The 15,211-nt window shown below is 65.5% G+C and carries 11 protein-coding genes and 1 tRNA gene; 5 read left to right on the forward strand and 7 right to left on the reverse strand.

What is annotated here, in order from left to right; translation table 11 throughout:
• Nucleotides 1–79: 79 nt before the first annotated feature.
• Together AB4Z44_RS15510 and AB4Z44_RS15515 are read right to left on the reverse strand one after the other, a co-directional pair.
• The gene (locus AB4Z44_RS15510) at nt 80–4,252 is read right to left on the reverse strand and encodes a translocation/assembly module TamB domain-containing protein (RefSeq protein WP_404710597.1); all 4,173 of its coding nucleotides are present in this window, start codon (nt 4,250–4,252) and stop codon (nt 80–82) included.
• On the reverse strand, nt 4,252–6,225 hold the full coding sequence (locus tag AB4Z44_RS15515) for an autotransporter assembly complex family protein (protein WP_404710598.1): 1,974 nt from the start codon (nt 6,223–6,225) through the stop codon (nt 4,252–4,254). The genes AB4Z44_RS15510 and AB4Z44_RS15515 overlap by 1 nt, the downstream gene beginning before the upstream one ends.
• 102 nt (nt 6,226–6,327) lie before the next feature.
• Between AB4Z44_RS15515 and AB4Z44_RS15520 the strand changes: the two genes are divergently transcribed.
• The 3 genes from AB4Z44_RS15520 to AB4Z44_RS15530 all read left to right on the forward strand — a co-directional run bounded on the left by AB4Z44_RS15520 (nt 6,328) and on the right by AB4Z44_RS15530 (nt 8,853).
• The gene (locus AB4Z44_RS15520; protein WP_404710599.1) at nt 6,328–6,504 is read left to right on the forward strand and encodes a hypothetical protein; all 177 of its coding nucleotides are present in this window, start codon (nt 6,328–6,330) and stop codon (nt 6,502–6,504) included.
• A 169-nt stretch (nt 6,505–6,673) separates the two neighbouring features.
• Entirely contained in the window at nt 6,674–7,696 is a 1,023-nt protein-coding gene (locus AB4Z44_RS15525; RefSeq protein WP_404710600.1) for a DNA topoisomerase IB, read from the forward strand.
• An 8-nt stretch (nt 7,697–7,704) separates the two neighbouring features.
• Nucleotides 7,705–8,853, forward strand: coding sequence for a mechanosensitive ion channel family protein (locus AB4Z44_RS15530; protein WP_404710601.1), 1,149 nt, complete (start codon nt 7,705–7,707; stop codon nt 8,851–8,853).
• Here AB4Z44_RS15530 and AB4Z44_RS15535 read toward each other — a convergent pair.
• Entirely contained in the window at nt 8,850–9,026 is a 177-nt protein-coding gene (locus AB4Z44_RS15535) for a hypothetical protein (RefSeq protein ID WP_404710602.1), read from the reverse strand. The genes AB4Z44_RS15530 and AB4Z44_RS15535 overlap by 4 nt on opposite strands.
• A gap of 39 nt (nt 9,027–9,065) precedes the next feature.
• On the opposite strand from AB4Z44_RS15535, the gene AB4Z44_RS15540 reads away from it, so the two are divergent.
• Together AB4Z44_RS15540 and AB4Z44_RS15545 are read left to right on the forward strand one after the other, a co-directional pair.
• A tRNA-Thr gene (locus tag AB4Z44_RS15540) sits at nt 9,066–9,140 on the forward strand.
• 209 nt (nt 9,141–9,349) lie between these two features.
• A complete protein-coding gene (locus tag AB4Z44_RS15545) occupies nt 9,350–10,645 on the forward strand; it encodes an acyltransferase family protein (RefSeq protein WP_404710603.1) in 1,296 nt (431 codons plus the stop codon).
• A gap of 295 nt (nt 10,646–10,940) precedes the next feature.
• On the opposite strand, the gene AB4Z44_RS15550 is transcribed toward AB4Z44_RS15545, so the two are convergent.
• From AB4Z44_RS15550 to AB4Z44_RS15565, 4 genes are all read right to left on the reverse strand, one after another.
• Complete coding sequence (locus AB4Z44_RS15550; RefSeq protein ID WP_404710604.1) at nt 10,941–11,462, reverse strand: MarR family winged helix-turn-helix transcriptional regulator; 522 nt, start codon at nt 11,460–11,462, stop codon at nt 10,941–10,943.
• Nucleotides 11,459–12,985: a glycosyltransferase family 39 protein gene (locus tag AB4Z44_RS15555; RefSeq protein ID WP_404710605.1), complete on the reverse strand. Its 1,527-nt coding sequence runs from the start codon at nt 12,983–12,985 to the stop codon at nt 11,459–11,461. The genes AB4Z44_RS15550 and AB4Z44_RS15555 overlap by 4 nt, the downstream gene beginning before the upstream one ends.
• 170 nt (nt 12,986–13,155) lie before the next feature.
• A complete protein-coding gene (locus tag AB4Z44_RS15560) occupies nt 13,156–13,461 on the reverse strand; it encodes a UBP-type zinc finger domain-containing protein (protein WP_404710606.1) in 306 nt (101 codons plus the stop codon).
• Between the two features lie 4 nt (nt 13,462–13,465).
• Entirely contained in the window at nt 13,466–15,184 is a 1,719-nt protein-coding gene (locus AB4Z44_RS15565; protein WP_404710607.1) for a c-type cytochrome, read from the reverse strand.
• Nucleotides 15,185–15,211: the final 27 nt, after the last annotated feature.

Genomic DNA, 15,211 nt, shown 5'->3' on the forward strand with positions numbered 1-15,211 from the left:
ATCGGTGAGCCAACTTGCTCTCCATGGGCTTCTATTGGGTCGATAGACATGGCCCCTGCCTGCGCAGGGACGACGAAGCTCAATAATCCTTCGAAATCTTGAAGTTGGCGCTCTGGCGGCCGATCGTACTGACCGTCGCCAGCACCGACAGCCAGCGCGTGATCCGGTATTCGACGCTGGTGGCCGAATAGCCCTGTCCGTCGGTGATCACCTCGACATAGGTGCGCCGCCCGATATTCTTGCCGGCAGCGACTGCGGTCTTTTGGCCCGTCGTCACATCGGCCGGCAGGATGCGCAGCCGATCGAGCCGCACCGCCTTGCGCACCGCATTGATCGGATCGAGGTTGAAACCGCCGCCCGATCCGCCGCGCAGGCTCGCCACCGCCGCTGCCAGTTGCAGCGCCTCCGGCGCCGACAGATTGGTGATCGAGGTGCCGAACAAAAGCCGCGACAGCACCTCGTCCTCGGGCAAGGCCGGCACGCTGACGAAGCTGATATCGGGATGGAGGCCGGTGCCGGTGACATGGATCGTCGCGCTGATCCCCTGCAGATTGGCGAGCGCGGTGATGTCGAGCACGGGATCGGGCGGCGCCTCGCCGGTGAAGCGGATCGTGCCGCGATCAAGATCGAAGCGGCGCCCCGCAAACTGATAGCCGCCACGGATCAGATCGACCCGTCCGCCGATCGCGGGATTGTTGATCGCACCCTTGATCGTAAGATCGGCGCGCCATTCGCTGTCGAGGCCGAGCCCGGTCACCATCAACTGGCTCTTCGCTTTCGCCTTGATGTCGAGCGTCCACGGCAACGGCGGCGTATCGGTCACTTCGCCCTCGTCGGGGCGGTTGATTTCTTTCGCGGCAAGCTGCGGGACCTGCGCGGCGGCCGCGCTTCCAAGCTTGAAGCGCCCCTTGAGGATCGTGATGTCGCCGCCGACCGTGCCGCCACGGCCGTTCGACTTCATCGTGATCGGCCCGGTGACGGTCGCGCCGATATCGTCGCGGTTGAGCAGGACCGCATTCTGCGCCTGAAGCTGGAGGTCCATCCCCAGCCCTTTGCCCGCGCCGAATTCGAAGCTGCCACGCCCGCTGACGGTGCCGCTGCCGGCATTGCCGGTCATGCTCGTCAGGTTGAGGCGGGATCCGTCGAAGGTCCCCGCGGCCTTCATGTTGGTGATGATCGTGCCGGTGGTGGTGCTTTCGAGGCGCGCGCCATCGCTCGAGACGCTGCCGCGTATGCTGGGATTGGCGGGCGTTCCACCGATATCGGCCGAGACATTGAGCGGTCCCGAGAGATCGATCGTCTCGACCCCGATCAGCCGCCACAACGTATCCGCCGGACCTGCATAACGCAGCTGGGCAAACAACGGCGCGTTGATCAGGCGGCTGACGATGTCGTCACCCGGCACCAGCGGCCCGATCTTGGCCTGCGCGCGGCCGATCGTCTTGCCGCCGCTCACCACAACCGCCCGCCCCGCCGCACCATTGGCGGTCAGCACGGCGGCCAGCCCGAGATCGACCGGCGCCGAACTCAGCACCAGTCCCGACCGCGTCATGCCGCGCACCGCGACGTCGATCCGCCCCGAAGGCGCGCTGCCGAGGACATGGTGGAACGACAATTTGCCGCTCGCATAGCCGCCCAACCCCAGCGACGGGTTGAAGATGTCGAGCACGCCCAGCGGCATATGATCGAGCGAGGCCTCGAAGCTTCGCGACGTGCGCGCGAATGCGCCGGTCAGGGTCGCCGCACCGCCGGCATATTCCAGCCGCACCGGTGCCAGTTGCCACAGATTGTCGTCCATCGTGAGCACGGCGGGCGCGGTGATCCGGATCGGGCGGCCCTCGACCACACCTTGTCCGGTCACCGCGATGCGGCCGGGATCGATATCGGCGACGGCATTGATGTCGAACGCGCGTCCCCCGCTGCCGGCGACCCTGACGGTAACCTTGCCGCGGCCGCCCTTGAGATGAGCTTCCACGTTCGCGCGGGCGATGCTCATGCTGCCGCGCGTGAGGCCGGTGCCCGACGCGGTGCCATCGACCGACACGCCGGCCGGATCGAGCAGGACCGCGCCATCCGCCCGTCCGCGCCGCACGAACGTGGGGTTGATTCCCGCCAGGGTGGCATCGGTGAAGGTCAGGTGCGGCTCGATCCGCTGGATCGGTCCTTGCGGCGCGAACTGGATCGCGCCGGCGATGCCGCCGCCTGCCAGATCGAGCCGGCCGACGAAACCGCCCGGCCCCGAACGCAGCATGCCTTTGGCGTGGGTGCCGGTTACGGCGAGATCGGCGACCTCGATCATCGTCGCCATGCCCGGCGGCGTGCGGATCGTGCCGTGCGCGTTGAACGGCCCGACCATCGATCCGCCTTTGGCGCGGAAGGTAAAGCCATCGGCGAGGGGATCGAGATCGAGCGACACCTTGGACAGCCCGAGCGCATCGACCGGATGTTCGAAGACCAGCCGGATCGTCGGATGATCGATCATCCCGTCGAGCGTTAGCTGGAACGGTCCATAGACCGCCTGCGTGCCCGATCCGCTGAACTGGAAGCTGCCGTCGCGACGCCTGAGCCCCGTGCCGGTGATACGCACCAACGGGCCGGTCAGGACGATGTCCGAAAAGTGCATGATACCGTCCGGGGACCGGACCAGCCTGGTGTCGAGCCTTGGCTCGCCACCCGCCAGGCTGCGCAGGAAGGCATTGTCGAAGCGTTGGACGACCGCCTGGCCGGTGCCGCTGACGATCGTGCCGATATTGTTCGGCCCCGGCAGCACGTTGAGCTTGGTATTGACGTCGACAATGCCGAGCCCGGGGATGAGATACCGCGTGAGACCGCCCGTCAGCGCGACGTCGTAGCGGCCGCTGACCAGATCGAGCCGCAGCAGCAACTTGCCCTTGAGCTTGTCCGACGCGAGCGCGAGATCGTCGCCGACGATCGTCTTGCCGTCGATCCGCAGCGTTCCCGCCACATCGAGATTGGCGAGGATCCCGCCCGCGACGTCCCCGATCCCGGTCACCCGCGCGGCATGCAGGCGGATCGGCAGCAGGAAAGGCGTTCTGGAGATATGCCCCGCGCCAGCGGCGCGAACGTCATCGAACCCGGTCGTGTCGAACGCGAAATGCGGGCTGGTCAGCGCGTAGCGGAAGGCCGCGGTCCGGAACGCTCCGTCGAGTTCGGCCTGGAGGCGGATGTCGTTCCCGCTCATGTTCGGAAACAAGGCCGCCGGTCGCAGCAATTGCGCGTCGACCCTCACCCCGGCGAAGGCGTTCGCGGCCAGATCGACCGTGCCGTGCGTGGCGAAGCGCAGCGACGGGCTGGCCAGGCTGAGCTTACCTGCCAGCTTGCGATCGGCGAGCGTCGCTTCGCCTGCAATCCGGATGCGCGGCTCGGTCAGGCGCTGCAGCTTGCCCGACAGGAAGGGCGACGGCGCCATCATCCCGGACAGCGAATAGCGGCCGTCCCGGACGCCGAGCGCCAGATCGGTAACGGGCTTGCCTGCCAGCGTGCCATGCGCGCGGCCGTTCCAGACCTGCCAGCCCCCCCGCCCGCTGACATCCAGCGCGACCGGATCGTGCATGCCGATCATTCCGGCGATCGTGCCGCCCCGCGGCCCGTAGATCTGCGCGGCGAGCTTGAAGCGATCGCCATCGGGTTCGGCATCCAGATCGAGCAGCACGCGATCGCCGGCATTGCTGCGCGCACGCAGCCCGATCATCGCGCGCTTGTCGTGAATGTCGGCCTTCGCGGCGATGCTCGCGACATAGGATCGGCCGGCAATGGCGCTACCCAGCCGGAGCCGATCGATGCGCAGCGCGCCGACGCGGATATCGAAGCCCGGCAGGATCGGGGCGTTCGGCTTCGCCTTGAGTTTGGGAACCCGATCGAGGATGACGAGCGGCGCCGAAAGACGATTGATGTCGAGCCGGTTGTGCAGCCAGCGCAGGGGCCGCCAGTCGATCGCGATCTCCGGCGCCTCGAAGAAGCGACCCTTGAGATCGTAGAGACGCACGTTGCGCAAGGTCGCGCGGTGCCAGATCGATCCGTCGATCCGCCCGATCTTGATGCGCAATCCGGTCGAGGGCCTGAGGCCGGCGATGCGATCGACGATCAGCCGATGACCCGGCCCGGTATCGATCGCCCAAAGCCCGATCAGCATCCAGGCGAGAATGGTGACCGCCAACAGCCCGATCGCGCGAAGGGTGCGCCATCCCCAACCTCGGGACGGCGGCCGCGCGATGACCTCGCTTTCGTCCATCAGAAGGCCTGACCCAGCGATACGTAGACCGCGACCCGCGATTCGCCTGGGCGGCGATCGAGCGGGGTGCCGACATCGACCCGGATCGGCCCAAAGCTGGAATAATAACGCACGCCAAGCCCGGTGCCGAAACGAAGCTGCTGGAATTTGGGCACCGAGCCCGCATAAAGATTGCCGCCGTCGAGAAAGGGCACGATCCCGAACGTGCCGAAGCGGATCCGCGCCTCGGCCCCGAATTCGGTCAACGCCTTGCCGCCGATCGGATCGCCGTTCACGTCGACCGGGCCGATCTTCTGATAGCCATAGCCGCGCACCGATCCGCCGCCGCCCGAATAGAAACGCCGCGAGGGTGCGATCGAATCGCGCGCCACCCCGTCGATCGAGCCGAGCCTGAGCCGGCCGGCCAGCACGACCCGATCGCCGATCGGCTGATAGCCGCTCGCATCGATCTGGAGCCGCACATAGACGTGTGCGCCCAACTGGAGGGAGAGTTCGGGCGAGAAGCGGCCCGACAGGCGGAAACCGCGCGTCGGATTGAGCAGATCGTCCGATCCGTCATAGGACAGGCCGGTCGGGATGGCCGCGACGAGGAAGGTGCGGCGCCGCGGTGCGCCGGTCGCCTCGATCGTGTCGCGTTCGTCCGACGCCACGAATTCCGCGCCGACGCTCCACGTCCATTTCTTCTGCCAGATGATGTTGGTCTGGCGCTCGATCGTACCGAGAATGGTGAAGGTGCGCGCGTCATAGGCGTCGAAATTGGTGTGACTGGCGACGATCTGCGCGGTGAGGACGCGATCGCGCGCCTGGACGTTGCTCATCCGCAAGGTCGCCCCGAGCGATTGCTCGCTGGTGCCGGCGACCCCGCGAAAGGTCACCGCCCCTTCGGGCGGCAGCAGATTGCGATGCTGCCAGGAAATCTCGGCGCGCGCGCCTTCGCCCGTCCCGTAACCAAGCTCGCCGGCGATGGTGCGCGGCGGGGCGCGATCGATCTTGACCGCGATATCGACCACGCCCGGATCGGCCGTCGGGGTGGGCGTAATCGTGGCGAGCGAGACGAGCCCGGTCGCGATCAGGGCGCGCCGAAAATCGTCGAGCAGCGCCGCATCATATTCGTCGCCGGTGCGGAAGCGCGCGATCCGGGCGAGATGCTGGGCGGTGAAGATCGGATGCGCGCCGACCGCGGTCACATGCCCGAATTTGGCGCGCGCGCCCGGATCGACCGCCAAGGCCAGCACCGCCTTCCGGGTGGCGTGATCCACCGTGATGTCGGGATCGGTCACCCTGGCAAAGGGATAGCCGTCGCGACCCAGCGACACTTTGAACGCCGCAATCGCCGCGTTGACCGTCGCCGCATCGACGGCATCGCCTGCCTTCACCGCGAAGGCATCGCGCAACGTCTTCGCCCGCGGCCCCGCCGCATCGAGGCCGGGAAGCGTCACCTCGCCGAAATGATAGGTTTCGCCCGGCGTCACCGACAGACGGACGATCGTCTCGCCGCCGTCCGGCCCGACCGAGACGTTGCTGACAACCCTGCCGTCATACCGACCGGCCGCTCGCAGCAGTTCGGCGATCAGTGCCTCGTCGTCACGGGCGCGGCGATCGATCTGGGCGGCATTGGCAGGCTTGCCTTCATTGGCGACGAGGGCAGACAGTTGCTTGAAGCTTGCGGCGAACGTATCGCCCACGCTCTCGGCCCCCTCCACCACCACGTGATAGCGCTGGAGCCGGTCCGCGGTCACACCCTTGTTAGCGCCGCCCTGGACATCGCCCGGCCGCGCCGCATCGATCCGTGCGGGATCGGGCCAGTCGACACCCAGATCGGGCAACGGCGCCAAACCACTATTGGGATCGGGCGACGGCCCGGCATCCACGCCGGGCGCCGCAGTCTGACCGTGCGCCAAAGCCGGCGGCAGGAGCAGGAGGGCAGCCGCGACGATACTAAGCGCGGCCGGCCGCTGGGAACCCGGTACCATGCCGCACGTCCTAGAGCGTGAATTCCCGCCCCGCCAGCGCGTAAAACGCTGCAGGCGCGGCAAAAGCTGGCGCGGGTCCGATGAAGTGTGGCAAACGGCGCCATGGCCCGACCCAATCCCAGCGCCGCCGGCGCGCCGCTCGCCCTCCTCATCGTCGCAGGCGCGATCATCGGCGGAATGCTCCACCAGCCGCTGCTCGGCGCGGTGATCGGCGCTGCGGCCGGGATCATGATCGCGGTCGTCGTGTGGCTGCGGGACCGCAGCAAGATCGGCCATTGAGCGGATAGAACTTCCGCTCGTCCCGCGCGAAGTCGAGGGATGTTCCGCGCTGACGTGACTCGACTTCACTCGACACGGACGGATGATATTTCGCGCGCGGGAAAGTTAACCGGGGCGTCGCCCGCGACGATGCGCGGAACGAAGCGCGGGCGGGCCACGTTCACCACGCATGGCCGAAACGAAATTGCACCATGTCGACGACAGCAAACCGGGCATCGTCCGTAAAAAAGCCGGGCATGGCTGGGGCTATTATCACCCTGACGGCAGCCGCATCAAAGATCGCGACGAGATCGATCGCCTGAACGCGATCGCGCTACCGCCCGCTTACCGGCAGGCCTGGTTCTGCCCCGACCCCAGGGGCCATATCCAGGCGACCGGCATCGACGATCGCGGCCGCAAGCAATATCGCTATCATCCCCAGTTCCGCGCGCAGCGGGACGCCGACAAATATGAGCGCTGCGCCGATTTCGGCCGCGCGCTGCCGAAACTGCGCGCGCGGGTGAACGCCGATCTGGCGCAGCGCTCACTCGGCCGCGAGACCGTCATCGCGGCGGTTGTGCGCCTGCTCGATCTGGGCCATATCCGCATCGGCAACGAAAGCTACGCCAAGGATAACAAGAGCTTCGGCGCGACGACCCTGCGCAACCGCCATGCCCGGATAAGCGGCGCGCGCCTGCGCCTCGAATATATGGGCAAATCGGGCAAGAAGCAGCGGCTGACGATCGAGGATCGCCGGCTGGCGCAGATCGTGCGGCGCACGCAAGACCTGCCCGGCCAGCATCTGTTCGAATATCTGGATGGCGAGGGCAATCCCCACCCGGTGGGTTCCGACGACGTCAACGCCTATATCCGCGAGGCGGCCGGCGGCGATTTCACGGCCAAGCATTTCCGCACCTGGGGCGCGACCCTCCTGGCGTTCGAACATATCCTGGACGTCGCCAAGGACGGCAAAGTCGGGCTGAAGCCGATGCTCGAGGCGGTCGCCGCCGCGCTTGGCAACACGCCGGCGATCAGCCGCAAATCCTACATCCATCCCGCGTTGATCGAATTGTGCCGCACGGGCGATCCGGCCGGGCTGTGCGCGCTCAAGCTGCCGCGCTCCACGCGCTGGCTGGCCGCACGCGAGCGCGCGTTGATCGCTTTCCTTGACGAGATCGCGCTCCTCAACAAGAGCCGCGCCGAAGCCGCTTGAGATAGATCATGCCCACCAACGCCTCCGTTACGATGCCGCTGCGCGTGTCGCGCATGTCGCTACAGATGCTGATCGACCAGAGTTGGGATTGGCTCCTCGGCCATTATCTCCAGATCGTGATCGCCGGCGCGGCGGGCACGGCGTTGATCATGGTCATGATCGGCATTCGCGTCCTCGGCACGCGATTGTGCAGGCGGCGCGATGTGGTCACCCACTGGCCCGTGACGATCGGCCGGGTGTTCGTGGCCACGCGCTTCTGGTTCATGATCGCATTCGCCGCCAAGCTGGTGGACGGCTACGCCGATCCGCCGCCGCTGCTGGCGCAGACGGTCGGGGTACTGTTCACGATCGCATCCGCGCTGCAGGGCGCCTTGTGGGTGCGCGAATTCATCCTCGGGATCGTCGAGAATTGCGCGGGCGGCGAGGATCCGGGTAGCCTGGGCTCGGCGGTCGGGATCGTCCGCCTGCTGGTGACGGTCGCGATCTTCACGATCGCCTTCGTGCTGATCCTCGACAATCTCGGCGTGAACGTCACCGGTCTGGTCGCGGGCCTCGGCATCGGCGGTATCGCCATCGGTCTCGCCGCCAAGGGGATCTTCGACGACCTGTTTTCGGCGCTGTCGATTATCTTCGATCGCCCGTTCCAGCGCGGTGAGGTGATCAAATGGGACAAGACGGTCGGCACGGTCGAGGAGATCGGGCTCAAGACCACGCGCATCCGGGCGACCACCGGCGAAGAGGTGGTGATCTCCAACACCAATTTGCTCAACAAGGAATTGCACAATCTCGCCCGGCTGTCGCGGCGGCGCTCGGAGTTCACGCTTCACCTGATCTATCACACGCCATCGGCGGTGCTGGCACGCGTGCCCGATCTCGTGAAGAAGGTGATCGAGGCGCAGGAGCATTGTCACCTCGTTCAGTGCGGTATCGTCGACCTCAGCGGGCCCTCGATCGACGTGCAGGTCCAGTTCGACGTCATGTCGCGCTCGGCGAACGAAGCGTTCCAGACCAAACATGCGATCGCGCTCGGCATCCTGGCATCGCTCGAGAAGGAGGGAATCGAATTTGCCGGCCCGGACGGCAAGTCGATCTCGCTGCCCGCAGTCCAGCCCCCGCCGGGCGCAGCGGGCGGCCCGCCGCTAGAAACCGAGGACTAATCCCCCTTTTCGTCGGGCCGAAGCGCCTTGCCGTCCGGAGCGCTATCCACCGCCCGCGCCTGTGCCTTGCGCCGCCGCAGATTCGCCCTGAGCGCCTCCGCCAACCGTTCCGCGCGATCGGAATTGTCTTTAACCATGGATGCTTCCTTGACGTCGGGCAACGGCTTGTCCATAGGCGCGCCTCCCCGACAGGGGCAGCACGCTGGTGCCAAGCTGCCGTAGCTCAGTGGTAGAGCGCATCCTTGGTAAGGCTGAGGTCGTGAGTTCAATCCTCACCGGCAGCACCAGCATCCCGGCTTGATCCCTCCGGCGGAGGGATCAGCCGTGGATGACTGCAAATCACATCGACGACGCATCTTTCCCGCCCGCCTCGACGATTTTCGTTTTTCGATCACCGTCGAACGCATGCCGATGCAAGGGGCCGGGCAGACCGCAAACCGGCGTTGCCGAAATCCCCGGAGGTGCTACGGGAGCCTGATTCCGCAGGGAGATATGCGTGCCGATATCAATCGGAAAACGGCTAGACGATCTTAAGGGAATCGGCCCCGGTTTCGATCATCTTCGCGTCGGCTTGGCGCTGAGCATTCTGACCTGGCACAGCTTCAGCATCAGCTACGGCCAAGACTATGGCAGCACGCTAGCCCAATTTCCGGTACCGGTACTGTTGGCAATGCTCTTACCCATGTTCTTTGGGCTGAGCGGCTTCCTTGTGATGGGAAGCGCCCTTCGTACGGGCGAACTCAAGACTTTCATCACATTTCGCGTGCTCCGTATTCTGCCGGCGCTTCTTACCGAAATCACCATATCCGCTCTGGTTCTCGGCCCGCTGCTGACGGCCCTTCCTTTGCGCCAATATTTTACCAGCCCGATGTTTTTCGAATATTTCGGATCTCTCATCGGACGCGTCAGGTTTTCTTTGCCTGGGTTGTTTCTGGATAACCCCGCACCCCAACTCGTAAATTTCGCGCTCTGGACGGTCGGCCCGGAAATTCTTTGCTACATCATAATGTCGTTACTGCTTCTCACGGGCGCCTACCGGCGCGTGAAAGCGATGACCATAATCACTATTGTCTACGCTCTGGCGACCCTGGCGATTGGCTGGATATTTCCCACGCACGGCTCCATCGAAGTCTTGCCCGCGAAACTTCTGATCTACTGCTTTTTGATCGGTAATCTCGTATTTCTGTACCGGGATCGCCTGCCGTTTGATTGGCGAATTGCTGCCGCTCTTTTCTTTGCGGCGATGGGTCTCATCTACCTCACACAGGCGGCGCAGATGCAGGCGCTGGCCTATCTTGCGGTGCCCGGCCTGATTTATACCGTTGCCGTCGTGGGCCTTAGCCGTCTTCCCAAACTTCCATTCTTCAACCGCGGCGATTACAGTTACGGCATCTATATTTACGGATTTCCGATCCAACAATCGATCACCCATTTTCTGCCGGCGTATCGGACCTGGTATGTCAATCTGGCGCTTGCCCTGCCAATAACGTTGCTTTTCGCAGTTGCGTCCTGGCATCTCATCGAACGGCCCGTACTTGGGCTCCGCAAGCGCATTCTCGCGACAGGAATGAAGGAGCCGGTAAAGCCTTCTGGCCGCTTCACGCTCAAGAAGACGCTCCTTTTCGGCGGGCTCGTCGCTTATGGAATTTTCGTGATCGACGCCGCGACCGTGTTACCGCTTCGGCCTGGCGTAAAAATGATCCTCTATGGTTTCGGCCTCTATCAATATAAAGCCAACGACGTGCGGCCGTGGACGCCGCTAACGGTCGTGCCCGGAGCACCGAGCAGGTAAGCCCGCGGCCTGCAAGATTATGCGGGCTTCACGAAGGGCGCGCTCGCGCCGCCAATCGGGCGCCTGGGGCCACGGCACGATCAGCGTGACCTTGGCACGCTCGCCCGCGACGACCATCGGCATCGTGCAATACGCTGGGTGAAGTTCGTACAGTGCAATGGCCGCACGCTCGATCGCCTGTTCGTCCAATCGCCTACTCCTAGACTTTTATTTTGGCGATCGATCTAGGCTGCGCTCGGCGGCGGCACAACTCGATAATGGCGGTTCACCATCGCCAGCGAAGGGTCGAACATAATCACCCACGCGTCTCCGAACGGCCCATTTCAAGTGCATTTTCCGGCGAAGCGTTAACGTGCCTCTGTGCGCCACTGGCCTCATGATCGACGATCCGATCGAGCAATTCAGCGGCGAGGACGAGGATCGCTCGCTCGGCGGGCGTGAGTTGCTTCGTCATCGCGTCGGCGAGCCACTCGCTCTGGCGCCGCGCATCGGTGTGGATAAGCTCGAGGCCCGCAGGCGACATCGCTATATCGAGTTGGCGGCGATCCTGCGCGTTCTGCGTGCGGACGATGAAGCCGTTCTCATCGAGATCCGCGATGATGCGCGTGAGCGATTGCGGCTGGAGACGCTCCAGCGCGGCGAGCTCGGTGGCGGTGAGCGGACGGCCGGCGCGCGCGAGCCGGCCGAGGACGCTGAGCTTCGAGGCGCTGACGCCATGATCCTCGCGCATGCCGCGCATCCGCCGAGCGAAATCCGCCAGACTGCGGCGGATGAGATTGGCGGTGGCGAGCGGCCCGGGGGGCAGGAAATCGGTCATTGGCCGTACCGCTTCAGTCCAGGCCAGGCGGCGGCGAGCCCGCCTTTCAGATCGCGGCAGACGAAGATCGGGCGATCGCGCTCGAACGGCATGGCCAGCGGTACGCCGAAGCGGCCCGCGAGCGTGACGCTGCCGCACCGGCTCCGCCAGTCGTCGGGATTGCCGTTGATATGGATGATCACGCTGCCGTCATAGCCGCGCGGGCCCCAGAGCCAATATTGATTGTCACCGCTGATCGCGGGCGGCAGGCCGTCCTTGGGCCCGTAAATGTCGATCGCGGCCGCCTCGCCATAATTGCGCGCGAGGATCGCGGCGCGTGCGAGATCGGCCGGTGGCAGCGCCCGATAGACATTAGCGGCCTGCCCCTCGAGCTCGCGCCAGCCCATTTCCTCCGAGAAAATCTGCGTCAGCGGCGCGCCGATCGCGGCTTTCTCGTCGGGCGCTGGGCGCAGATGGCTATGTTCGAGCAAGCCGAACAGGCGCCAGGGCGGCAGCAGCGGGAACAGCACCGGCGCGATCAGCATGAAATTGGCGACGCAGGCCGCAAGCCATAGTCCGATCGCCCAGCGCCACAACCGCGCGACGACGACCGCACCGATCGCGAACATCGCCGGGTAGGCGCCGAACAGATAATAGTCCTTGCCGTGCGTCAGCCATGTCAGCGCGGCCGCGCCCATGAACGCGATCGCGAGAAAACGCACCGGCTTCAGGCGATCGACTACGAACGGCGCGATTGCGCCCGCGATCCACAGCGGCGCGAGCAGCAGATTCATCGCAGTAATCTGGCCGAGCGCGAACCGCAGCGCCCCGCCGGTGAAATTACCGGGCGTGTGATTGGCAATGATTTCGAGGAAGGGCCAGCCGTTCAACGCCTGCCAGATCAGGCTTGGCGCTGCGATCACGGTGGCGATGGCGACGCCGATCCGCGTCTCCCGCCGCGCCAGGAGCGCGCGGCCGGCGGCAGTGGCGGCGAGCCCGAGCGTCATCGGCACCAGCCAGAGAATGATTCCGTATTTGGCCTCCAGCGCGAGGCCGGCGACCAGCCCGGCCCATATCGGCGCGCGGCGATCGCCAAGGAGGATCGCGCGTGCCATCAGCCAGGCGACGAGCGCCCAGGCGATCGGTTCGAACGTCGCGGTGGTCAAAGTGGTCGTGACCGCCGCAGTGCCGAGCGCGGTTGCGGCAGCGACCGCAGCAACGATCGCGCCCGCACGTCCACCGCCGAGCGTGCGCGCCAACGCAGCAGTCACGGGCACCAGCGCCGTGGCGGCGATCACCGCGGGCAAACGCATCAGCCAGACGCTCTCGCCAAACATCTGCGTGGCGGCGGCAATCAGCGGGACGAGCGGCGGCTGATCGGCATAGCCGAACGCCGGATGCCGCCCGCAGGCGAGGAAATAAAGTTCGTTGCGCATCAGATCGTATCGCCCCGCCACCGCCAGACGGAGCGCGGCGGTGGCGGCGGCGATCGCGAGGATGATCCACTGGTCGACGGAGAGGCGGAGGCGATTCGATAAGCTCATGCTTACTATTTAGCATTGCGTTCGAACGGCAGAAACCCTCTCCCGCTTTTCGCAGAGAGAATTGAGCAAGAGCCCCGCCGTCGGCGATGCGCCTATGAGAATTTCAAACCTTCCGCGATGGCGAGAGTGCCCCCACTCTCACCAAGAGCAGGAATTTTATAAGCTATGGCTTAGAAAAATCGCGGGATTGGCCTTGGATGCGGGGTCTTGCGGTTGGACAGGTCGAACGCGACCTCGTCGACATAGCACCAGCCCCAGCCTTCGGGCGGGTCATAGCCTTCGATGATCGGGTGCGTGGTCGCGTGATAATGCTTGGTGGCGTGCTTGTTGGGCGAATCGTCGCAGCAGCCGACATGGCCGCAGGTGCGGCACAGCCGCAGATGCACCCACCAGGACCCGGTCTTGAGGCATTCCTCGCATCCGTCGGCGCTCGGGGTGACATCGTGGATCGTGTCGAGGTGGGTGCAATCGGCCATGTCGCTATTTCCCCGTGTGGCTGAGCGTCCAGACATAGGCCGCCAGCGCGCCGATGTCGGCGGGCTTCAACTCGGCGCCCCCCATCGGCGGCATCGCGCCGCTGAAATGTTTGGGCTTGGGCACGCCCGCGACGATCGTCCTGCGGATCGCGGCGACGCTGCCGTCGCCCCATTGCCATTGGCCCGAAGCGAGGCTCGGCCCGATCGGGCCGCCCTTGCCGTCCGGACCATGGCAGCCGGCGCAGGTGCTGTTGTGGAAGAGCGTATCGCCCGCCGCGACCTGCGCGGCACTCGATCCGGGCGGAATGGTCGCTGCAACAGCCGGCGCCGAGGATGCACTCGATGCAAAGACAGGCTTCGGCGCCGCCATCACCTTCGCACCGGTCGGCCCGCTATAGGTCACCTTCCATATGCGCCCGCGCACGTCGTCGGCGATGTAAAGCGCGCCATCCGGGCCCATGGCGAGACCGCCCGGCCGATACATGGCACCGCCCGGATCCTTGCGCGCGCCGGCAAAGCCGTCGGCGAACACGGTGTACGCGCCCGCCGCCTTGCCATTCGCCATCGGCTGAAACACGATGTTGTAGCCCTGCTGCGGCGCCGGGGCGCGGTTCCACGATCCATGGAAGGCGATGAAGGCACCCCCGCGATAGGCGGCCGGGAACATCTTGCCGTTGTAGAAGAGCAGATCGTTCGGCGCCCAATGGCCGGGGAAAGCGGCCACCGGCGGTGTCTTACCGGCGCAAAGCCCAACCTTCTTACCGTCGCCGCCATATTCCGGCGCGAGCATCAGCTTCTTCTGAAACTGGTCATAATAACAATAAGGCCAGCCATAATCGCCCCCGGCACGGAGCTCGACGAACTGCTCGGCGGGCAATTCCTCGCCCTGCTTGGCGGTATAGAATTTGGGCCAATTCTGCGAAAGCTGGTCGCGCCCATGCTGGGTCACGAACAGGCGTCCGGCCGCATCGAAGGCCAATCCCTCGCCGTTGCGAATACCGGTCGCATAGCGGCTGCTGGCCGAGAAGACCTGGCCGGTCTGGTTGGCATCGAAGCGCCACGTGCCGCCACGGGTGAGCAATTCGGTGCAGGGCATCACGCCCGGCACGCCCGGCTGGCGATCCTTCGCCTGGCAGGCGTTGGTGGCCGAGCCCGAATCCATGAAGAGCTGTCCCTTTGGATCGATCACGAACGGGTGCATATTGTGGTTGCCGTCGGTCGGGAGGCCGGAGACGACCGTCTCGGGCTCACCCAGCGCCATCCCGTCCGGCTTGAGCGGATAGCGCAGGATCCTGCTGCCCTCCTCGGCATAGAGGAAGCCCTTGTAGAGCGCGATACCCGAACCGCCGGTAGCGCCCTCGGCGTCGGTCTGCCCGAGACGGACGATCTTATCGGCCTTGCCGTCCTTGTCGGTGTCGCGCAGCGCGACGATGAAGCCGCCGGCGGGCGCCTTGGGCGCGCCCTGAAAATATTGCCCGCTCCAGTCGTTCACATAGAGCGTGCCGTCGGGCGCCATCGCCATATGGCGGGCATGGCCAATATTGTCGGCGAACACGGTCGCGCAGAAGCCGCGCGGCAGCGTGATGCCGGTCCCAGCGTTGCAGCTCTTGGGCGCCGCCGCCTCGGCCTTGCGATCGGGCGCTGCTCCGGCCCATCCCGCCGCGATGGCCAGGGCGGAAATGCCGATGGAGACCGCGCCATAACCCTGCCAGCCCGCTTTCATAGCATTCTCCCGATCTCGTTCTCGCAA

It is taken from the genome of Sphingomonas sp. MMS24-J13 (genome assembly GCF_044905095.1).
In the GTDB taxonomy this organism is placed as follows: Bacteria; Pseudomonadota; Alphaproteobacteria; order Sphingomonadales; family Sphingomonadaceae; genus Sphingomonas_I.